Origin of the sequence: Alloalcanivorax sp., from assembly GCF_964221125.1 — a bacterium.
In the GTDB taxonomy this organism is placed as follows: domain Bacteria; phylum Pseudomonadota; class Gammaproteobacteria; order Pseudomonadales; family Alcanivoracaceae; genus Alloalcanivorax; species Alloalcanivorax venustensis.
Window position 1 is genome coordinate 1 of sequence record NZ_CAXPXK010000127.1, and the last position, 20,058, is coordinate 20,058.

19 protein-coding genes are annotated in these 20,058 nt (G+C 66.5%); 17 read left to right on the forward strand and 2 right to left on the reverse strand.

The annotated features are described in order from the left end of the window. Positions 1-213: 213 nt before the first annotated feature. Positions 214-714, reverse strand: a complete 501-nt coding sequence (locus tag ACEQZD_RS14855) for an EVE domain-containing protein (RefSeq protein WP_370186351.1) — start codon at positions 712-714, stop codon at positions 214-216. Positions 715-903: 189 nt separating this feature from the next. On the opposite strand from ACEQZD_RS14855, the gene prmB reads away from it, so the two are divergent. The 3 genes from prmB to ACEQZD_RS14870 are packed head-to-tail and all read left to right on the forward strand — an operon-like array spanning position 904 to position 4,099. Next, positions 904-1,833 (forward strand): 50S ribosomal protein L3 N(5)-glutamine methyltransferase, encoded by a 930-nt coding sequence (gene prmB, locus ACEQZD_RS14860; protein WP_370186353.1) that lies wholly within the window; start codon positions 904-906, stop codon positions 1,831-1,833. Between the two features lie 17 nt (positions 1,834-1,850). Next, positions 1,851-2,948 (forward strand): chorismate synthase, encoded by a 1,098-nt coding sequence (gene aroC / locus ACEQZD_RS14865; protein ID WP_370186354.1) that lies wholly within the window; start codon positions 1,851-1,853, stop codon positions 2,946-2,948. A 14-nt stretch (positions 2,949-2,962) separates the two neighbouring features. Continuing rightward, positions 2,963-4,099: an MFS transporter gene (locus ACEQZD_RS14870; protein WP_335628429.1), complete on the forward strand. Its 1,137-nt coding sequence runs from the start codon at positions 2,963-2,965 to the stop codon at positions 4,097-4,099. Here the strand turns inward: ACEQZD_RS14870 and ACEQZD_RS14875 are convergent. Beyond that, entirely contained in the window at positions 4,083-4,952 is an 870-nt protein-coding gene (locus ACEQZD_RS14875) for a LysR family transcriptional regulator (protein ID WP_370186356.1), read from the reverse strand. The two genes, ACEQZD_RS14870 and ACEQZD_RS14875, sit on opposite strands and share 17 nt — an antisense overlap. Positions 4,953-5,066: 114 nt before the next feature. Between ACEQZD_RS14875 and leuC the strand changes: the two genes are divergently transcribed. From leuC to ACEQZD_RS14945, 14 genes are all read left to right on the forward strand, one after another. Then, entirely contained in the window at positions 5,067-6,497 is a 1,431-nt protein-coding gene (leuC, locus tag ACEQZD_RS14880; RefSeq protein WP_142949291.1) for a 3-isopropylmalate dehydratase large subunit, read from the forward strand. A 10-nt stretch (positions 6,498-6,507) separates the two neighbouring features. Continuing rightward, complete coding sequence (gene leuD, locus ACEQZD_RS14885) at positions 6,508-7,161, forward strand: 3-isopropylmalate dehydratase small subunit (RefSeq protein ID WP_142949290.1); 654 nt, start codon at positions 6,508-6,510, stop codon at positions 7,159-7,161. 14 nt (positions 7,162-7,175) lie between these two features. Then, positions 7,176-7,622 (forward strand): hypothetical protein, encoded by a 447-nt coding sequence (locus ACEQZD_RS14890; protein ID WP_142949289.1) that lies wholly within the window; start codon positions 7,176-7,178, stop codon positions 7,620-7,622. Between the two features lie 31 nt (positions 7,623-7,653). Continuing rightward, positions 7,654-8,730, forward strand: coding sequence for a 3-isopropylmalate dehydrogenase (gene leuB, locus ACEQZD_RS14895; RefSeq protein ID WP_370186359.1), 1,077 nt, complete (start codon positions 7,654-7,656; stop codon positions 8,728-8,730). A 77-nt stretch (positions 8,731-8,807) separates the two neighbouring features. Then, positions 8,808-9,920, forward strand: coding sequence for an aspartate-semialdehyde dehydrogenase (gene asd / locus ACEQZD_RS14900; RefSeq protein ID WP_370186361.1), 1,113 nt, complete (start codon positions 8,808-8,810; stop codon positions 9,918-9,920). Beyond that, on the forward strand, positions 9,920-10,930 hold the full coding sequence (locus ACEQZD_RS14905) for an aspartate-semialdehyde dehydrogenase (RefSeq protein ID WP_142949286.1): 1,011 nt from the start codon (positions 9,920-9,922) through the stop codon (positions 10,928-10,930). Before asd ends, ACEQZD_RS14905 begins: the two co-directional genes overlap by 1 nt. Positions 10,931-11,092: 162 nt before the next feature. After that, positions 11,093-12,688, forward strand: a complete 1,596-nt coding sequence (locus ACEQZD_RS14910; RefSeq protein ID WP_370186363.1) for a FimV family protein — start codon at positions 11,093-11,095, stop codon at positions 12,686-12,688. A gap of 21 nt (positions 12,689-12,709) precedes the next feature. Next, positions 12,710-14,209 (forward strand): FimV/HubP family polar landmark protein, encoded by a 1,500-nt coding sequence (locus ACEQZD_RS14915; protein WP_370186365.1) that lies wholly within the window; start codon positions 12,710-12,712, stop codon positions 14,207-14,209. Positions 14,210-14,305: 96 nt separating this feature from the next. Then, complete coding sequence (gene truA, locus ACEQZD_RS14920; protein ID WP_370186367.1) at positions 14,306-15,133, forward strand: tRNA pseudouridine(38-40) synthase TruA; 828 nt, start codon at positions 14,306-14,308, stop codon at positions 15,131-15,133. A 41-nt stretch (positions 15,134-15,174) separates the two neighbouring features. Beyond that, positions 15,175-15,819, forward strand: coding sequence for a phosphoribosylanthranilate isomerase (locus tag ACEQZD_RS14925; protein ID WP_370186368.1), 645 nt, complete (start codon positions 15,175-15,177; stop codon positions 15,817-15,819). Positions 15,820-15,862: 43 nt separating this feature from the next. After that, entirely contained in the window at positions 15,863-17,089 is a 1,227-nt protein-coding gene (gene trpB / locus ACEQZD_RS14930) for a tryptophan synthase subunit beta (RefSeq protein ID WP_142949282.1), read from the forward strand. Between the two features lie 14 nt (positions 17,090-17,103). Beyond that, positions 17,104-17,910: a tryptophan synthase subunit alpha gene (gene trpA / locus ACEQZD_RS14935; protein WP_142949281.1), complete on the forward strand. Its 807-nt coding sequence runs from the start codon at positions 17,104-17,106 to the stop codon at positions 17,908-17,910. Positions 17,911-17,942: 32 nt separating this feature from the next. Beyond that, positions 17,943-18,824, forward strand: a complete 882-nt coding sequence (gene accD / locus ACEQZD_RS14940) for an acetyl-CoA carboxylase, carboxyltransferase subunit beta (RefSeq protein ID WP_142949280.1) — start codon at positions 17,943-17,945, stop codon at positions 18,822-18,824. Further along, the gene (locus ACEQZD_RS14945; protein ID WP_370186370.1) at positions 18,821-20,056 is read left to right on the forward strand and encodes a folylpolyglutamate synthase/dihydrofolate synthase family protein; all 1,236 of its coding nucleotides are present in this window, start codon (positions 18,821-18,823) and stop codon (positions 20,054-20,056) included. Before accD ends, ACEQZD_RS14945 begins: the two co-directional genes overlap by 4 nt. Positions 20,057-20,058: the final 2 nt, after the last annotated feature.

The following is a 20,058-nucleotide window of genomic DNA, read 5'->3' on the forward strand; positions in this document are numbered from 1 at the left end:
TGGGCCCGTCCAGGACCGTGTTTGGCCAGGGATCGCCAAAGCGGTCCGCCGCCCGGCCGAGCCTACATGGATGTACTCGTGGCGTGTCCTGGACGGGCCCACCCGATCCCGGTGCGGGCTTTCTGGAGAGAAAGGTCTTTGGGATCCTGCCGGGGCTTCGCCCCTCTCGCGGGCACCGAGACCGAACCGGGCTACGGAGCCATAGCTCGGGCTTTAGGTAAAGGCGGGGATCAGCGGGGAGCGGGCGGCGAGCTCGGGCTCGCAGCGGGCGATGATCTGCTGGTACTGACGGTCGGTGATGTGCTGGATCGACAGGCGCGGGTGCACCAGCAGCTCCATGTCCGCGAACTCCGGCACTTCGCGCATGTCGGCGAGGCTCAGCGGGGTCTGGTAGAGCGCCACGAAGCGCAGGTCGACCTGGAACCAGCGCGGCATGTCCTCGCTGCTGCGCGCGTCGAAGCCGGGGTGGTCAGGCTTGAACTGGGTGGGATCCGGGTAGGGGCCGGACACCACCTGGGCTTCACCGACAATCGACGGATTGCGTCCGCGGGAATGGTAGATCAGTACCCGGTCGCCGTCCTGGATCTCGTCGCGCAGCCGGTTGCGGGCCTGGTAATTGCGCACGCCGTCCCAACCGGTCATCTGGTCGGGGGCATCACGCAGGTCGCGGATGCTGAAGTCGTGCGGTTCGGTCTTGAAGAGCCAAGTTCGCATGAAAGCCTCGATTGCCTGGAAAGCGCAATTTAACAGGTTTCCCGATAATGTCATCTGTATTCACGTTTCAGTGCCGGAACCAGCATGGCAAGGGCGCATGTCAGTGCTGTGACGATGCCGCCGGCGGCGCGCCGGGCCTCCCCCTGTGGCAGAATGTGGTACTCTTTCGCGCCCGTTTGGAGCCAAGACGTGATTGAACCCCGCGAACAGCAACAGGCCCTGGCCACCCTCAAGACCCCCCGTGATTGTCTGCGTTGGGGGGAATCCGCCCTGCGCCGCGCCGGGGTCTATCTGGGCCACGGCACCGACGACCACGGCGATGAATGCCTGGCGCTGTTGCTGCACGTGCTGGCGCTGCCCCTGGACACCGACCCGCGCATGCTCGACGCGCGGCTGCTGCCGGACGAGGTCGACCGCTATGTGGCGCTGCTGGTAAAGCGCGCCAACGAGCGGGTGCCGGTGCCGTATCTGACCGGGCAGGCCTGGTTCTGCGGGCTGCCGTTTTTCGTCGATGAACGGGTGCTGATCCCGCGTTCGCCGCTGGCGGAGCTGATCGAGGCGGGCTTCCAGCCCTGGCTGGCGCCGGAGCGGGTCGGCCGGGTGCTGGATCTGTGCACCGGCAGCGGCTGCATCGCCATCGCCTGCGCCCACGCGCTGCCCGACGCGCGGGTGGACGCCAGCGACATCTCCGAACAGGCGCTGGCGGTGTGCCGGCGCAATATCGACGAGCACGGTCTCGCCGACCGGGTCACGGCGGTGCAGGCGGACGGCCTGGACGGGCTGGACGGCCCCTACGACCTGATTATCTCCAACCCGCCCTACGTGGACGCGGAGGACCTGGCCGCGATGCCCGACGAATACCGCCACGAGCCGGAACTGGCGCTGGCGTCGGGGCACGACGGCCTGGATTTCACCCGCCGCCTGCTGGCCGGCGCCGCCGAGCGGCTCTCCGAGGACGGCGTGCTGATCGTCGAGGTGGGTAACAGTGACCGGCACATGGCGGCCCTGTGGCCGGACGTGCCGTTCCTGTGGTTTGAATTTGAACGCGGCGGGCATGGCGTTTTCATGCTGGACCGCCGCCAACTGCTAGAATTCCGGGATCGGTTTATCGCCGCCTGAGGCGCCTGAGGAGCACTATGTCTGGGAACAGTTTCGGTGAACGCTTTCGCGTCACCACTTTCGGTGAAAGTCACGGCGTCGCGCTGGGCGCGGTGGTGGAAGGCTGCCCGCCGGGTCTGGAGATCAGCGAGGCGGACCTGCAGGGCGAGCTGGACCGCCGCAAGCCGGGCACCAGCCGCTACACCACCCAGCGCAAGGAACCCGACCAGGTGCGCATCCTGTCCGGGGTGTTCGAGGGCAAAACCACCGGCACCTCGATCGGCCTGCTGATCGAGAACACCGATCAGAAGTCCAAGGATTACAGCAACATCGCCGAGACCTTCCGGCCCGGCCACGCGGACTACACCTACACCCAGAAATACGGCTTCCGCGATTACCGCGGCGGGGGGCGTTCCTCGGCCCGCGAAACCGCCATGCGCGTGGCCGCCGGCGCCATCGCCCGCAAGTATCTGGAGCAGCGTGTCGGCGTGCGCATTTACGGTGGCGTCGAGCAGATCGGCACCATCCGCGCCGAGCGGTTCGACTGGCACAGCGTCAACGACAACCCGTTCTTCTTCCCGGACGCGGACAAGGTGCCGGCCCTGGAACAGCTGATCAACGACCTGCGCAAGGACGGCTCGTCCATCGGCGCGCGGGTGACGGTGTTCGCCGAAGGCGTGCCGCCGGGCTGGGGCGAACCGGTGTTCGACCGTCTGGACGCGGATCTGGCCAAGGCGCTGATGTCGATCAACGCGGTCAAAGGCGTGGAGATCGGCGACGGCTTCCAGGTGGTCAACCAGCGCGGCGAGGAACACCGCGACGAGATGACACCCGAGGGCTTCGCCAGCAACCACGCCGGCGGCGTGCTGGGCGGCATCACCTCCGGGCAGATCGTGCGCGCCAGCATGGCGCTCAAGCCCACCTCCAGCATCACCATCCCCGGGCGCAGCATCAATCTGCGCGGCGAGGCCACCGAAGTGGTCACCAAGGGCCGCCATGACCCCTGCGTGGGGGTGCGCGCCACGCCCATCGCCGAAGCCATGCTGGCGCTGGTGCTGATGGACCATTACCTGCGCCATCGCGGCCAGAACGGAGACGTGACGCCGCCGCTGGCGCCGATTCCCGGCGGATTCTGAGCAAGGGGCGCCGTATGCCGTTTTACTGGCGCCTGTCCGGGTTCTATTTCCTCTACTTCGGCCTGCTCGGCACCCTGGTGCCGTACTGGTCGCTGTACCTGAAAGACCTGGGCTTCAGCCCGTTCGCCATCGGCGTGCTGATGGCGGTGCCGCAGATCACCAAGATCGGCGCGCCCAACCTGTGGGGCTGGCTGGCCGACCGCACCGGGGCCCGGCTGCGCATTATCCGTCTTGGCAACCTGGCCGCCGCGTTGGCGTTCCTGCCGGTGTTCTGGGTCGACCAGGTGTGGAGCATGGCGATCCTGCTCGCCACCTTCAGTTTCTTCTGGAACGCGGTGCTGGCCCAGTTCGAGGTGATCACCCTGCGCACGCTCGGCGACCAGGCGCACCGCTACAGCCATGTGCGGCTGTGGGGGTCGCTCGGTTTTATCGGCGCGGTGCTGCTGGTGGGCTGGGCACTGGATCATCTGCCCATCGATCTGCTGCCCTGGGTGATGTCCGCGCTGCTGTGGCTGCTGTGGCTGACCACGCAATCGCTGCCCTCAGGGGGCGCCGAGCAGCCCCGTGCCCGGCCCGGCGGCGTGCGGGCCCTGCTGCGCCGGCGCGACGTGCAGGCGTTCATCCTTGCTTCTTTTCTGATGCAGGCGTCCCACGGGCCGTACTACACCTTCTACAGCATTCACCTGGAAGACCTGGGGTTCCGCAAGTTCACCGTGGGCGTGCTGTGGGCGCTGGGCGTGGCCGCCGAGGTCGGCATCTTTCTGATCATGCACCGGCTGATGCGCCGCTTCGCTCTGGCCCGGGTGCTGTTCGTCAGCCTGCTGCTGGCGGTGCTGCGCTGGCTGATCATCGCGCTTTGCGGCGCCGATCTGTGGTGGCTGGTGCCCGCCCAGCTGCTGCACGCGGCCAGCTACGGCAGCTTCCACGCCGCCAGCATCGCCTGGGTGCAGGACACCTTCGGCGAAGCCCACGCCGGCCAGGGCCAGGCGCTGTACTCCAGCCTCGGCTACGGGGCCGGCTGGGCGCTGGGCGCCGGCCTCAGCGGCCTGTACTGGGCCCGCTGGGGCGCGGACAGCTTTCTGGTGGCGGCCGCCACGGCGGCGGTGGCGGCGCTGGTGGTGTGGCGCTGGCTGCTCAACCGCCGCTGTTGAGAATATCCAGAAAGGCACCGGCGGCGTTGGAGCGGCTGCGGCCCGGGTGGGTGACCACGCCCAGGCGGCGCACCGGCAGGGCGGTGTCCACGTTCAGGCGCACCACGCTGTCATCGAGCATGGTTTCCGGCAGCACGCTCCAGCCCAGGCCGATGGACGCCATCATATGGATGGTTTCCAGATAGTTGGTGGACATGGAGATGTTCAGGGTCAGCGCCTGTTCCTCGAACAGACTTTCCACGATGCGCCGGGTGAAGGTCACCGGCGAGGGCAGGATGGCGCTGTAGCCGGTGAGGGTCTCCAGGGTCACGCGGTCGAGACGCGCCAGCGGGTGCTCCGGCGCGGCCATGAACACCAGCGGGTCCTGCCACACCGCCTGGCTGTGCAGGCGCGGGTCCGGCTGCGGGGGCAGGGTGACCACGCCCATCTCCAGGTCGCCGTGCAGCACCGCTTCCCAGGCTTCCTCCGAATCGATGAAATGGATGTCCAGTTTCACGTCCGGGTATTCGCGGGAAAAGCGGCGCAGCACCGGCGGCAGCCGGTGCAGGCCGATATGGTGGCTGGTGCCGATGCGCAGGGTGCCGGACACCGTGCCGGTCAAATTGCTGATCGCCCGGCTCATGTCTTCCAGGTCGAGCAGCACCTGGCGGGCGCGGGGCAGCAGCGCTTCGCCCGCCTCGGTGAGGCGGATGCGCCGGCCCACCCGGTCGAACAGGCGGGTGCCGAGCTGCTGCTCCAGCTGGGCGATGCGTTTGCTCACCGCCGGTTGAGTGAGAAACAGCCGTTCCGCCGCGGTGGAGAAGGAGCCGCTCTCCGCCACCGCCAGGAAAGCGGTCAGGGCTTGGGTGTCCATGGATGGCGCCTCCGGGAATTCAGATAACCTTCTGGAATCCTAAACATAAAAATTATGAATTGGAATTATCGAAAAGCCCTGCGTAAGGTGTGGCTATCAATTGGAGAACAGGTTATGGCAGGCAAGACACTCTACGACAAGTTGTGGGACGCCCACCTCGTGACCGAACGCGAGGACGGCTCCGCGTTGATTTACATTGATCGTCAGATCATCCACGAAGTGACCTCGCCGCAGGCCTTCGAGGGGCTGCGCCTGGCCGGTCGTCAGCCGTGGCGGTCGGGCGCGTCGGTGGCGACCATCGACCACAATGTGCCGACCACGCCGTTCAACAACGCCTCGGACATCGTCGACGACACCTCGCGCATCCAGGTGCAGACGCTGCAGGACAACACCCGCCAGTTCGGCATCACCGAATACGGCATCGGTGATGTGCGCCAGGGTATCGTACACGTGATGGCGCCGGAGCAGGGCGCGGTGTTGCCCGGCATGACGGTGGTCTGCGGCGATTCCCACACCTCCACCAACGGCGCCCTGGGCTGTCTCGCCCACGGCATCGGCACCAGTGAAGTGGAGCATGTGCTCGCCACCCAGACCCTGGTGGCGCAGAAAATGAAGAACATGCAGGTGCGCGTGGAAGGCGAGCTCGGCCCCGGCGTCACCGCCAAGGACGTGGTGTTGCACATCATCGGTGTGATCGGCACCGCCGGTGGCAACGGCCACGCCATCGAGTTCGCCGGCAGCGCGATCCGCTCGCTGAGCCTGGAAGGGCGCATGACGGTGTGCAACATGTCCATCGAAGCGGGCGCCCGCGCCGGCATGGTGGCGGTGGACGACACCACCATCGACTACGTGCGCGGTCGTCCCGGCGCGCCCAAGGGCGCGGACTGGGACAAGGCGGAGGCCTACTGGCGCGGGCTGGTGTCCGACCCGGACGCCGAGTTCGACACCCTGGTGGAAATCGACGCCGCCGACATCCGCCCGCAGGTGTCCTGGGGCACCAGCCCGGAAATGGTGGTGCCGGTGGACGGCGTGTTGCCGGACCCGGCCGACGAAGCCGATGAGGTGAAGCGTTCCGGCATGGAGCGGGCCTATCAGTACATGGGCCTCAAGCCCGGCATCCGCACCAGCGACATCAAGCTGGACCGGGTGTTCATCGGTTCCTGCACCAACTCGCGCATCGAGGACCTGCGCGCCGCCGCCCAGGTGGCCAAGGGCCACAAAAAGGCGGATTCCGTGAAGCAGGTGCTGGTGGTGCCCGGTTCCGGCCTGGTCAAGCAGCAGGCCGAGAAGGAAGGGCTCGACAAAATCTTTATCGAAGCCGGCTTCGAGTGGCGCCAGCCCGGCTGCTCCATGTGTCTGGCCATGAACCCGGACCGCTTGCAGCCCGGCGAGCACTGCGCCTCCACCTCGAACCGCAACTTCGAGGGGCGCCAGGGCAACGGCGGCCGCACCCACCTTGTGAGCCCGGCGATGGCCGCGGCCGCGGCGGTGGCCGGCCATTTCGTGGACATTCGCGATCTCGCCCCGGCGGATCAGACGGCTTAGGAGCGGTACCATGGAAAAGTTCGTGAAATACACCGGTTTGGTGGCGCCGCTTGATCGTGCCAACGTGGACACCGACCAGATCATTCCCAAGCAGTTTCTCAAGTCGATCAAGCGGACCGGCTTCGGCCCCAACCTGTTCGACGAGTGGCGCTACCTGGACGAGGGCTTTCCCGGCCAGGACAACGAAAAGCGCCCGAAAAACCCGGATTTCGTGCTCAACAAGCCGCAGTATCAGGGCGCCAGCGTGTTGCTCACGCGCCGCAACTTCGGCTGCGGTTCAAGCCGCGAGCACGCCCCCTGGGCGCTGATGGATTTCGGCTTCCGGGCGATTATCGCGCCCAGCTATGCGGATATTTTCTACAATAACTGCTTCAAAAACGGCCTGTTGCCGATTGTGTTGCCGGAAGCTACCGTTGATGGGCTTTTTAAAGCCGAAGCGGCAAGCACCGATTTCCAGCTCACCATCGATCTGGCGAATCAGCAGGTGATGACTCCGGATGGCGAGGCCATCGGCTTCGAGATCGACGAATTTCGCAAACACTGCCTGCTCAACGGCCTGGACGAGATCGGCCTGACGCTGCAGCAAAGCGATGCAATTCGTGAATACGAAAGCCGCCGGCTGGCCGCCGAGCCCTGGATTTTCCAGGAGCCGCAAAAACAATAAAACAAGGAGGCATGATGATATTTCGTAGCGCTGGCCTGTTGCTGGTCCTGGCCCTGGCGGTCACCGGCTGTACCCGCACCGCCATGTACCACCCGCCGGGTGACGACGACCCGAGAGCGCGGCTGAGCATCGAAAGCCAGCTGGGCAGTAACGAAGAGAGCAGCGGCTGGCAGATGCCCGGCGCCGGTGAAAGCACCGTGGCGATTTTCAAGGTGGACGGTGAGCGTCTGGCCGAGAAGGGCGGCGAGCAACGCGTCTTCGTGGAACCCGGCGAGCACAGCGTGGAAATCTTCGCCGACCACCAGGGCTTTTTGCGCTTCGGTACGTTGAGCCATGATTTCGAGCCCGGCCGTGATTACCGGATCCTGGTCGATGAAGGCGAGGGCGACAAGCGCTACAGCGCGGTGCTGGTGCCCCAGGGCAGCGGCGTGATGAACGTCTACGACGAGACCCTGTTCTGAACGGGGTGAACCCAACGTTTAAGGAAAGTGAATGAGCAGTATCCTGGTGTTGCCGGGCGATGGTATCGGCCCGGAAATCGTCGACGAAGCGCTGCGCGTGCTGAAGGCGGCGCAGAAACGGTTCGACTTGGATATCGAGCTGGACCACGCCCTGGTGGGCGGCGCCGCCTATGACGCCGAAGGGGATCCGCTGCCCGAGAGCACCCTGGCCAAGGCGCGCGCCGCCGACGCCATTCTGTTCGGCAGCATCGGCGGCCCCAAGTGGGACAACATTGAACGCGATAAGCGGCCCGAGCGCGGCCTGCTGCGCCTGCGCTCGTCGCTGGGCCTGTTCGCCAATCTGCGTCCGGCGATTCTGTTTCCGCAGCTGGCGGACGCGTCCAGCCTCAAGCCGGAAGTGGTCTCCGGCCTCGACATTCTGATCGTCCGCGAGCTGACCGGCGGCATCTATTTCGGCCAGCCGCGCGGCATCAAGGAAGAGAACGGCGAGCGTGTCGGCTTCAACACTTACGTGTATTCCGAGTCGGAAATGAAGCGCATCGCCCGGGTTGCTTTCGACCTGGCCATGCAGCGCGGCAAGCGCGTCTGTTCAGTGGACAAGGCCAATGTGCTGGAAGTCACCGAACTGTGGAAAGAAGTCGTCACCGAGGAAGCCAAGGCCTACCCGGAGATCGAGCTCTCTCACATGTACGTGGACAACGCCGCCATGCAGCTGGTGCGCGCGCCCAAACAATTTGATGTGATCGTCACCGGTAATCTGTTCGGTGACATCCTCTCCGATGAAGCCGCCATGCTCACCGGCTCCATCGGCATGCTGCCCTCCGCGTCCCTGGACGAAAACCGCAAAGGTCTCTACGAGCCCTGCCACGGTTCCGCGCCGGACATCGCCGGCCAGGGCATCGCCAAGCCGCTCGCCACGATTATGTCGCTGGCCATGTTGATGCGTTACAGCCTGCAGCGCGACGATGTGGCGGACGCCATTGAAGCGGCGGTGGAAAAGGTCCTGGATCAAGGTCTGCGGACCGGCGATATTTACACCGAGGGCACCCGGAAAGTCAGCACCGGGGAAATGGGTTCCGCCGTGGCCGAGGCACTGGCCGGCGTCTGAGCCCCGCTGAAGAGCGGTTTTAAACGCAGTAATCCATTCATAGAGAAGGGCAACGGCCTTTCAGGAGATTCGTCTCAATGAATAAAGTCGGTTTTATCGGCTGGCGCGGCATGGTCGGTTCCGTATTGATGGACCGCATGCGCGCGGAAAATGATTTCCAGGACATCGAACCGGTGTTCTTTTCCACCTCCCAGGTGGGCCAGCCCGGCCCGGACGTGGGCAAGGACATTCCGCCCCTGGGCGACGCCAAGAGCGTGGACGAACTGAAAGCCCTGGACGTGATCGTCACCTGCCAGGGCGGCGATTACACCAACGAGGTGTACCCCAAGCTCCGCGAAGCCGGCTGGAAAGGCTACTGGATCGACGCCGCCTCGGCGCTGCGCATGTCCGACGACAGCGTCATCGTGCTGGACCCGGTCAACCGCAAGGTGATCGATCAGGCGCTGGACAAAGGCACCCGTGACTTCGTCGGCGGCAACTGCACCGTGAGCCTGATGCTGATGGCCATGGGCGGCCTGTTCAACGCCGACCTGGTGGAGTGGACCAGCGCCCAGACCTACCAGGCCGCGTCCGGCTCCGGCGCCCAGCACATGCGTGAGCTGATCGCCCAGATGGGCGCCATCCACGGCGACGTGACCTCGGAACTGGCCGACCCGGCCAGCGCGATTCTGGACATCGACCGCAAGGTGGCCGCCACTATGCGCGGGCAGGGTCTGCCCAGTGAACACTTCGGTTTCCCGCTGGCCGGCTCGCTGCTGCCGTGGATCGATAAGGAAATGGAAAACGGTCAGAGCAAGGAAGAGTGGAAAGCTCAGGCCGAGACCAACAAGATTCTTGGCCGTGGCGACCACCCGATTCCCCTGGACGGCACTTGCGTGCGCATCGGCGCCATGCGCTGCCACGCCCAGGCGCTGACCGTGAAGCTCAAGAAGGATGTGCCGCTGGATGAGATCTATGATCTGATCGGCCAGGCCAACGATTGGGTGAAAGTGGTCCCCAACGAGAAGGAAGCCACCCTGCGCGACCTCACCCCCACGGCGGTGACCGGCACCCTGACGGTACCCGTCGGGCGCCTGCGCAAACTGAACATGGGCGGTGAATACCTGAACGCCTTCACCGTCGGCGACCAGCTGTTGTGGGGCGCCGCGGAACCGCTGCGCCGCATGCTGCGCATTTTGTTGGAGCACTGATGAGTATTGACCTCGCCCTGGTGGGCGCCACCGGTCTGGTGGGCGAGGCCATTCTCGAACAACTCGCCCATCGGGATCTGCCGGTGGGCGAGTTGTTCGTTCTGGCCTCGGAAAACAGCGAAGGCAAAAGCCTGCGCGTGGGAAAAAAATCCCTGCAGGTACGGAAAGCCGAGGACTTCGATTTCTCACGGGTGCAGCTGGCGGTGTTCGCCGCCGGCGCGGCGGTGTCCCAGGAACTGGCACCGCGCGCCGCCGACGCCGGCGCGCTGGTGCTGGATCTGTCGCCGGCGTTCCGCTATGAGCCCGACGTGCCGTTGCTGGTCGCCGGGGTCAACGACGAACAGCTCGGCGCCGCCCGCGAACGCAACATCGTGGCCGCCGCCGACGCCGCCACGGTGCAGCTGCTGCTGGCGCTGAAACCGCTGATGGCGCTGGGCGATCTGACCCGGGTCACGGTGACGCAGATGCAGAGTGCGTCGTCGTCCGGACGGGTCGGCGTGGAGCGCCTGGCGCGCCAGAGCGCGCGGCTGTTGAACGGCCTGGAGGCCAGCGAAGGGCCGGAGTCCCAGTACGCCTTTAATATGCTGCCGATGGCCGGCCGCCGTCAGGATAACGGCTACACCAGCGAAGAGCTGAAACTTATGCTGGAGGCGCGCCGGGTTCTGGGCCAGCCGCAACTGGCGGTGGACGTAAGCTGTGTCCAGGTGCCGGTGTTCCACGGCCTGTCTCAAACCGTGGTGGTGCAGGGCACCATGCCGATCACCCTGGCGCAGGCCGAAGCCTGCTGGCAGGACGCCCCCGGGCTGCAAATGGACGCCGACGACGAAGCCGACGGCGCCTCCCCGGTACGGCAGATCCGCGCCGACCTGGGCGTGCGAATTGCACGGGTTCGCGAGGACATCGACGGGCAGGGTGATTTAAGCTTCTGGACGGTGGCCGATAATATTAAAACCGGCGCCGCCTACAACGCGGTGCTGCTGGTCGAGAAGTTGCTAAAAGACTATCTGTAATGGATACTTACCGAGATTATGTGACGCAGTTTCTAGGTGTCCGGTGTAATTTCCTGCACAATCACGATAGCGATTCTTGGCATTCAAAGACCGCATCGGGATAATTTTGGCGGCCTGCCGGCTGAGAGGGCGGGGAAAGATAATAAGTAAAGGGTTCGATCAATGCTCCGAAAACTTGGGATAGGCTTTATCGCTCTGGCGACCATGGCGCCCGGGCTGGCGGCTGCACTGGGGGTGGGTGAGTACGAGCTGAACTCGTATTTGAACGAGCCGCTGGACATGACCGTGGAACTGCACGATCTGGGCGGCCTGTCCGAGGACGAAATTCTCGCCAACCTGGCCACGCAGGAGGCGTTCGACGCCGCCGGTGTGGACCGCGGCTACTTCCTCAACGATCTGAAGTTCGAAGTGGACGTGAGCGGCGACAGCGGCGTATTGCACATCCGCTCCCGTCAGCCGGTACGCGAACCCTATCTTAATTTCCTGGTGGAATTCCTCTGGCCCACCGGCCGCCTGATGCGGGAATACACCGTTCTGCTGGATCCGCCCAGCTACGCGGACGACGGCGACAGCCTGCAGCCCGCGGTTTCCGAACCCTCGCCACGCCCGGCCACCCGGCCCGAGCCCGCTTCCGAGCCGGCCCGCCAGCGCCCCGCCGAACCGGCCACGCGCCCGCAAACCCGCCCGGCCCCCTCGGAGGCTCCCGGCGACGGCGCCGGCGAAGTGGCCGAACGTGACAGCGGCACTTACCGGGTCGGGGCATCCGACACCATGTGGCGCATCGCCCGGCAGCAGCGCCCGAGCCCGGATGTGTCCGTACAGCAGATGATGCTGGCGATCCAGGAGCGCAATCCCGACGCCTTTATCAACGATAACGTGAACCTGGTGCGCGAAGGCGCGGTGCTGCGCATTCCGTCCGAGCAGCAGGTGCGCCGTGTGTCCAGCCGTGAAGCCCTGTCCCGGGTGGCTACGCAGAACCGCGAATGGCGGGGCATGCGCCCCGAGCCGGCGGCGGGCCAGCCGCAGCGGGCGCCGATCGACGCCACCGGCCGCGACCGCAGTGATCAGGTCGCCGGCGGTGACGACGGTCAGGGCCAGGTCACTCTGGTGAGTCCGGACAGCGAGGGCGGCGTGCGCGACGGCGACGCAACCGGCGGCCGCAGTGGCGACGCCGATACCGCCGCGCTGCAGAACGAGCTGGCGATCCGCGATGAAAATCTGGACCGCCTGAACCGCGAAAACAGCGAGCTGCGCAGCCGGCTGGACGCGCTGGACGAGCAGGTCAGCACCAGCCAGCAGTTGCTGGAAATGCGCAGCGAGAAGATCGCCGCGCTGCAGGCGGAACTGCGCCGGCTGCGTGAAGAGCAGGACCTGGACGTGGACCCGTCACTGCTGGAAGAGCCCGAGCCGGCGGCGGACAGCGCCCCCGACATGACCGCCGACACCGGCGGCGCGGACAGCGGCGGCGCCGAAAATACGGACGGCACCGATAGCGCCGACGCCGCCGGCGACCAGCCGGGCGCGGCTGGCGATGACGACGACGCGGCACCGGCGCTGGGCGCGCCGGGCCATAACGGCGGCGGCGACGGGCCGTCGCCGGATCAGGGCGGCGGCGGTGATGACCGCACCGCCACCGTGACCCCGCCCGAAAAGCCGGAACCGGCCTCCGCGGATCAGTCGGGCTCCGGCCCGGCCAACGCCGATCAGGCGGACAGCGGCGGCGGTATCGTCGGCCTGATTCGCGACAACCTGCTGTAGGTGGGCGCCGCTCTGGCGGTTTTGCTGCTTCTGTTGTTGCTGGCGCTGCGCCGCCGTCAAAACGCGGCCGGCGACGAGCACGACGAAGAGGACGACAACGGGTTTGGTGACGATTTCGAAGCCCCGGTGATGGCCGGAACCGCCGCCCACGACGACGCCGACCTGGAAGAGGATCTCGCCGATGACGAGATGGATCCGATGGAGCGGGCCGACGTCTATGTGGCCTACGGCCAGTACCCCCAGGCGGTGGACTTCCTGCGTAATGAAATCAATCAGGCGCCGGAGCGCGGCGATCTGAAAATCCGCCTGCTGGAACTGCTGCACGAAAGCAACGACGAGCGCGGTTTCCACCAGCAGGCCACCGCGTTCGCCGGCACCAGTCCGGCGGTGGACGCCGCCATCAAACGGCTTGGCGGCGATCCGGGCGAGCACGATTACGGTGATAACGCCTACGTCGCGTCCAGCGCGGACAGCGGCGACGACGAGTTGTCCCTGGACGATCTGGAACTGGATCTGGCGTCCGACCTGTCGGATCAGCCGGACGACAGCGACGGCTATTCCCATGCCGCCACCGCCACCGCGGCGGGGGCCGGCGCCGCGGCCGGGTTCGCCGCCGGCCGCGAGCAATCCGAGCAGGCCGATACGGAACAGACCGAAACCGAACAGACCGACCAGGACGACAGCCTGGAACTGGACGACTTCGACTTCACCCTCGAGGACGAAGAGCCGGAAAACCGGCCGCTTCGCGACGAGACGCCACTGGAGCTGGACGACCTGGTACTCGACGACGGCAATGACCGCGCCGGCGACGATGAAGACGACGGCCTGGCGTTCTCCCTCGAGGACGATTTCGAAAACGACGGCGACGTGGCCTTCACCGATGACGAGCTGGCCGCGCTGGACAGCGCCGAAACGCCCGCCGGCAACGACGATGGCGACACCTCCACGGAGCGTGGCGCCGACGACCTGGGCGACTTCGACGACCTCGAACTCGATGATCTGGATGTGTCGCTCACCGACGACCGCACCGGCGTCGACGAGCCCGCGCCGGCACCGGCTGAAGCCTCGCCCGGGGAAGACACCGGTGACGAACTGGCCGATCTGTCCCTGGAAGACGACGACACGGAACTGTCCCTGGACGATCTCAGCCTGGAAGACGATGCGCCGTCGTCGCCGCGCACCGAACCGGATGCCGGCGCCGATGACCTCGACGACCTGAATCTGGAACTGGACGACGCCGGTGAAGACGACGCGCCGGCGGCGGAATACGAGCCCGAGCCGCAAACGGCCGCCACGCCGCCCGCGGACACCAGTGAGGTGAGCGACGACATGCTCGGCGACGACGATGACTTCGACTTCCTGGGTGAAACCGACGAAAACGCCACCAAGCTGGATCTGGCCCGCGCCTATATCGACATGGGCGACGCTGAAGGCGCCCGGGACATCCTCAACGAGGTGCTCAGCGAAGGCAGCGACGAGCAGCAGGGCGAAGCCAAGGAGCTGCTCGCCCGCGTCGGCTGAGACCGGCCGGTTGCCGTCTCTGGCGGTTCGGGGGGCGATGCCTTAAGGTATCGCCCCCTTTTTAATGCTCGCTTTACGGACCGCTAGGACGGCTTGATGACGCGAATCGCAGTGGCGGTGGAATACGACGGCGCCGGTTTCCACGGCTGGCAGACCCAGGAATCCGGCGTGCGCACCGTCCAGGAAGAACTGGAAAAGGCGCTCTCGCGGGTGGCCAACCACCCGGTGGCGCTGATCTGCGCCGGCCGCACCGACGCCGGCGTGCACGCCACCGGCCAGGTCTGCCACTTTGATTCCGACGCCGACCGCGGCATGAAGAGCTGGGTGATGGGCGCCAACCGCTTTCTCCCCGACGACGTCTCGGTGCAGTGGGCGCAAGCGGTGCCGGACGATTTCCACGCCCGCTTCAAAGCCAACCGGCGCCGCTACCGCTACGTGATCTATAACCACGCCGCGCCGCCGGCGCTGTTCCGTCGCCAGGTGACCTGGAACTACCGGCCGCTGGACGTGGATGCCATGATCGAGGCAAGCCGTTATCTGGTCGGCACCCACGATTTCACCTCCTACCGGAGCGTGCACTGCCAGGCCAAGTCACCGGTGAAAACCCTCAGCCGCTTTCATATTCACCGGCAGGGTCCGTTGATCGTGCTGGAAGTGGAGGGCAACGCCTTCTTGATGCATATGGTGCGCAACATGGCCGGCGTGCTGATGAGCATCGGCGCCGGCAAGCATCCGCCGGTGTGGGCCCGTGAAGTGCTTGAGGCCCGCGACCGCCGTAAGGGCGGCGTCACCGCGCCGCCGTTCGGGCTGTATCTGGTCGACATCGGCTACCCGGAGCCGTTCGTGCTGCCGCGTCCGCCGCTGGGCCCGCTGTGGCTGACCACGCTGAACGCGGCTGACGGCGGCGGTGCCGATGCCCCATAATTGACGCCCTCAACACCACGGTCTGTTATCATAGGTAACGAATGAACATACCCCGGGTCAAAATTTGCGGCATCACGCGGCCGGACGACGGGCGCCACGCGGCGCGGGCCGGCGCCGACGCCATCGGCCTGGTGTTTTACCCGCCCAGCCCCCGCTACGTGAGCCCGCGTCAGGCCGCCGACATCGTCGCCGCCTTGCCGCCGTTCGTGACCACCGTGGGGTTGTTCGTGGACGCACCGCCGGAGCAGATCGCCGCGTTGCTGGAACAGGTACCGCTGGACATGCTGCAGTTCCACGGCGATGAATCGCCGGCATACTGCGCCGCTTTCCAGCGTCCCTGGATCAAGGCCCTGCGGATGCGCGACGGGGTGGACCCCCGGGCCGAGGCGGACCGCTACGGCGCCGCCGGCGCCCGCGGTCTGCTGGTCGACAGCTATGTGCCCGGCGTGCCCGGCGGCACCGGCGAACGGTTCGACTGGGACCGGCTGCCCGCCGATCCCTCCCTGCCGCTGGTGCTCGCCGGCGGCCTGGACCCGGCCAACGTGGCCGAGGCGGTGCGGCGGGTACGGCCCTGGGCCGTGGACGTGAGCGGCGGCGTGGAGGTCCTCGGCGTCGACGGCCGCCGGCAGGGCGGCATCAAGGACCCCGGCGCGGTGAGCGCGTTCATACGCGCGGCGCGCGGCTGACCCCTTTATTCAAACTGGCAGGCACCATGACGAGGAGCATTCGGTGACACAGTCTTCTGAAAGCAGTGGGCCCGATTACAAGGCATTTCCCGATCAGAACGGTCATTTCGGACGCTTCGGCGGACGCTTCGTCTCCGAAACCCTGATGGCCGCCCTCGACGAGCTGGATGTCATGTACCGGCGCCTCAAGGACGATCCCCAGTTCCAGGCGGATTTCGACTACGACCTGGCCCATTACGTGGGCCGGCCCTCGCCGCTGTATCTGGCCGAGCGCTGGACCAAACAGCTCGGCGGCGCCCGCATCTGGCTCAAGCGCGAGGATCTCAACCACACCGGCGCCCACAAGGTGAACAACACCATCGGCCAGGCGCTGCTCGCCAAGCACATGGGCAAGAAGCGGGTGATCGCGGAAACCGGCGCCGGCCAGCACGGCGTGGCCTCGGCCACCGTGGCCGCGCGCCTGGGCCTGGAGTGCCACGTGTTCATGGGCGAGGAAGACATCCGCCGCCAACGCCTCAACGTCTATCGCATGAAGCTGCTGGGCGCCAACGTTGTGCCGGTGACCTCCGGTTCGCGCACCCTCAAGGACGCCATGAACGAGGCGATGCGCGACTGGGTCACCAACGTGGACGACACCTTCTACATCATCGGCACCGTGGCGGGACCGCACCCGTACCCGATGCTGGTGCGCGACTTCCAGTCCGTGATCGGCCGCGAGGCGCGCGAGCAGAGCCTCAAGCAGGCCGGCAAGCTGCCGGACGCCCTGGTCGCCTGCGTGGGCGGCGGCTCCAATGCCATCGGCCTGTTCCACCCGTTCCTGGACGACCGGGACGTGGCCATGTACGGCGTGGAAGCCGGCGGTGACGGCATCGACACCGGCCGCCACGCGGCGCCGCTGAGCGCCGGGCGCCCGGGTGTGTTGCACGGCAACCGCACCTACCTGATGGAAGACGACAACGGTCAGATCATCGAGACCCATTCCGTGTCCGCCGGCCTCGACTACCCCGGGGTGGGCCCCGAGCACTCCTGGCTCAAGGACATCGGCCGGGTTCATTACGTGTCCGCCGACGATAACGAGGCCCTGGCCGCGTTCCGCGAGCTGACCCGCATCGAGGGCATCATGCCGGCGCTGGAATCCGCCCATGCGCTCGCCTATGCCCGTAAGCTGGCGCCGCAAATGGACGCCGACCAGGACATCGTCATCAACCTGTCGGGCCGCGGGGATAAAGACATCCTCACCGTGGCGGAAATCGACGGCATTCATTTTTAAGATCGGGGAAGGATATGAGTCGTATTGAAGCCTGCTTCGCCACTCTCAAGGAGCAGCAGCGTAAGGCCCTGATTCCTTACATCACCGCCGGCGACCCGACCAAGGCGGTCACCGTGCCGGTGATGCACGCCATGGTGGAGGCGGGCGCCGACGTGATCGAACTGGGCGTGCCGTTCTCCGACCCGATGGCCGACGGCCCGGTGATCCAGAAAGCCTGTGAACGGGCCCTGGCCGCCGGCACCGGCCTGCGTGACGTGCTGGCCATGGTCACCGAGTTCCGCCGCGACAACGACACCACGCCGGTGGTGCTGATGGGCTACCTGAACCCGGTGGAGATCATGGGTTATGAGCGCTTCGCCGACGCCTGCGTGGACGCCGGTGTCGACGGCGTGCTGCTGGTGGATCTGCCGCCGGAGGAGTGCGACGAGGTGGCGCCGCTGTTCAAGACGCGCGGCGTCGATCTGATCTTCCTGATCGCGCCGACCACCACCGACGCGCGGATCAGCCGCATCGCCGGCGCCGCCAGCGGCTACCTGTATTACGTGTCGCTGAAAGGCGTGACCGGCTCCGCCAGCCTCAACGTGGAGGAAGTGGCGCGCCGCGTTGAAACAATTCGCAACCTTGCCCAATTGCCCATTGGCGTGGGCTTTGGTATCAAAGACGCGCAATCGGCACGGGCGGTGAGCCAGGTATCCGACGGCGTGGTGGTCGGCAGTGCGCTGGTCAACCAGTCCGCCGAAAACGTGGATACCCCGGATCGCATCGCCCCCGCGGTGGCGGCGATTCTCGCCGACATGCGTGCCGCCATGGATAAACAGTAAACGCTGAGCGCTGAGCGTACGAGGTCCGACTGATGAGCAATAACTGGCTGGAAAAGATCCTCCCCGCGGTGCGTCGCCCGCAGGAAACCCGGCGCAGCACCATTCCCGAGGGTCTGTGGCGCAAGTGCCCGCGCTGCGACAGTGTGCTCTACCGTCCGGAGCTGGAACGCAATCTGGAAGTGTGCCCGAAATGCGAGCACCACCTGCGCGTCGGCGCCCGCAAGCGGCTGAAGATGTTCCTGGACGACGGCCCGATGAGCGAAATCGGCGCCGATCTGGCGCCGGTGGACCGGCTCAAGTTCAAGGACTCCAAGAAGTACAAGGACCGCCTGGTGGCGGCCCAGAAGGAGACCCAGGAACGGGACGCGCTGATCGCCATGAAAGGCAAGCTCCACGATTTGCCGGTGGTGGCGGTGGCGTTCGAATTCCGCTTCATGGGCGGCTCCATGGGCTCGGTGGTCGGCGAGCGTTTCGTGCGCGCGGTGGAAAGCTGCTTGGAACACAAAACGCCGCTGATCTGTTTCGCCGCCAGCGGCGGGGCGCGCATGCAGGAAGCGCTGTTCTCCCTGATGCAGATGGCCAAGACCTCCGCCGCGCTGGAACGTCTGCGCGAAGCGGGTCTGCCGTTTATCTCCGTGCTCACCGATCCGGTCTACGGCGGCGTGTCCGCGTCGCTGGCGATGCTCGGCGACGTCAACGTGGCCGAGCCCAACGCGCTGATCGGCTTCGCCGGCCCGCGGGTGATCGAGCAGACCGTGCGGCAGAAACTGCCGGAAGGCTTCCAGCGCAGTGAATTCCTGCTCGAGCACGGCGCCATCGACATGATCGTCGAGCGTCAGCACATGCGTGACACCCTGCACCGCATTCTCGCCAATCTGACCGGGGCGCCGCTGGCCGAACCCGCCGAACTATGAGCGTCGGCCTGGACGCCTGGCTGGCGCGCATTGAAAAACTCCACCCCAGTGAGATCGAGCTGGGCCTGGAGCGGGTGCGCCGGGTGGCCGAAGCGCTCGGCGCGGCCAGCCTGCCGATGCCGGTGATCACCGTCGCCGGCACCAACGGCAAGGGCTCGGTGGTGGCGCTCACCCGCGCCCTGGCGGCCGCCGCCGGCCGCCGCGTGTGCGTCTATACCTCCCCCCATCTGCAACGCTTCAACGAACGCATCACGCTGCCCGACGGCCCGGTGAGCGACGACGCCCTGTGCGCCGCCTTCGAGCAGGTGGACGCCGCCCGCGGCGACACCGCGCTGACCTATTTCGAATTCACCACCCTGGCGGCGCTGTGGCTGTTCCGCCACAGCGGCGCCGACCTGGCGATTCTGGAAGTGGGGCTGGGCGGCCGCCTGGACGCGGTCAATCTGGTCGACGCGGACGTGGCGGTGGTCACCTCCGTGGGCCTGGACCACACCGACTGGCTGGGTGACACCCGCGAAAAAGTGGCGGTGGAGAAACTCGGCATCGGCCGGGCAGGGCGGCCCCTGGTGTACGGGGAGGAAAACGCCCCCGCCAACCTGGACGCCGAACTGGATCGCCTCAAGGCGGTGCCGCTGAGAGCCGGCCGCGAGTTCCAGGTGGAGGCCGCCCGCTTGTCGATCCGCGACGGCCAACGGCAACGCCATTATCCATTGCCGCTGCCCCCGCGCCTGGGCGCGGACAACCTGGCCACCGCCTGCCAGGCGCTGGTGGCCGCCGGTTTCCCACCGGCGGACGACGCCCCCCACCAGGTGGCGGATACCGGTCTCGTCGGCCGCTGCCAGGTGCGCCGTTACCGTGGCGTGCAGTGCGTGCTCGACGTGGGGCATAATCTGGAAGCATTGACCCGGCTGCGCGGGCGGCTGCCCGCCCACGCCGGCCGCCGGCGCCTGGTGTTGGGCATGATGACCGACAAACCGGTGGAAGCGGTGGTGGCGCTGTTCGCCGCCGACGTGGATGAGTGGTATCTGGCGCGCCCGGCGGTGAGCCGCGCGGCGGACACCGGGCGGCTGGCCCGGGCGCTGCCCGAGAGCGCCGTGGCGCACCGTTTCGACAGCGTGGCGGCGGCGCTGGATCAGGCCGTCGCGGACAGCAGCGCCGGCGATCAGGTGCTGGTTCTGGGCTCTTTCTTTACCGTCGCCGAGGCGTTGAACGCCATGGATCAGGGAGACTAGCG

What these genes read in the sequence shown, in the direction of transcription:
- ACEQZD_RS14855 (WP_370186351.1), bottom strand. Translation starts at nt 714, where the DNA reads ATGCGAACTTGGCTCTTCAAGACCGAACCGCACGACTTCAGCATCCGC.
- ACEQZD_RS14905 (WP_142949286.1), top strand. Translation starts at nt 9,920, where the DNA reads ATGAGTATTGACCTCGCCCTGGTGGGCGCCACCGGTCTGGTGGGCGAG.
- ACEQZD_RS14910 (WP_370186363.1), top strand. Translation starts at nt 11,093, where the DNA reads ATGCTCCGAAAACTTGGGATAGGCTTTATCGCTCTGGCGACCATGGCG.
- asd (WP_370186361.1), top strand. Translation starts at nt 8,808, where the DNA reads ATGAATAAAGTCGGTTTTATCGGCTGGCGCGGCATGGTCGGTTCCGTA.
- truA (WP_370186367.1), top strand. Translation starts at nt 14,306, where the DNA reads ATGACGCGAATCGCAGTGGCGGTGGAATACGACGGCGCCGGTTTCCAC.
- ACEQZD_RS14925 (WP_370186368.1), top strand. Translation starts at nt 15,175, where the DNA reads ATGAACATACCCCGGGTCAAAATTTGCGGCATCACGCGGCCGGACGAC.
- ACEQZD_RS14890 (WP_142949289.1), top strand. Translation starts at nt 7,176, where the DNA reads ATGATATTTCGTAGCGCTGGCCTGTTGCTGGTCCTGGCCCTGGCGGTC.
- accD (WP_142949280.1), top strand. Translation starts at nt 17,943, where the DNA reads ATGAGCAATAACTGGCTGGAAAAGATCCTCCCCGCGGTGCGTCGCCCG.
- trpA (WP_142949281.1), top strand. Translation starts at nt 17,104, where the DNA reads ATGAGTCGTATTGAAGCCTGCTTCGCCACTCTCAAGGAGCAGCAGCGT.
- leuC (WP_142949291.1), top strand. Translation starts at nt 5,067, where the DNA reads ATGGCAGGCAAGACACTCTACGACAAGTTGTGGGACGCCCACCTCGTG.
- ACEQZD_RS14875 (WP_370186356.1), bottom strand. Translation starts at nt 4,952, where the DNA reads ATGGACACCCAAGCCCTGACCGCTTTCCTGGCGGTGGCGGAGAGCGGC.
- ACEQZD_RS14870 (WP_335628429.1), top strand. Translation starts at nt 2,963, where the DNA reads ATGCCGTTTTACTGGCGCCTGTCCGGGTTCTATTTCCTCTACTTCGGC.
- leuD (WP_142949290.1), top strand. Translation starts at nt 6,508, where the DNA reads ATGGAAAAGTTCGTGAAATACACCGGTTTGGTGGCGCCGCTTGATCGT.
- ACEQZD_RS14945 (WP_370186370.1), top strand. Translation starts at nt 18,821, where the DNA reads ATGAGCGTCGGCCTGGACGCCTGGCTGGCGCGCATTGAAAAACTCCAC.
- leuB (WP_370186359.1), top strand. Translation starts at nt 7,654, where the DNA reads ATGAGCAGTATCCTGGTGTTGCCGGGCGATGGTATCGGCCCGGAAATC.
- aroC (WP_370186354.1), top strand. Translation starts at nt 1,851, where the DNA reads ATGTCTGGGAACAGTTTCGGTGAACGCTTTCGCGTCACCACTTTCGGT.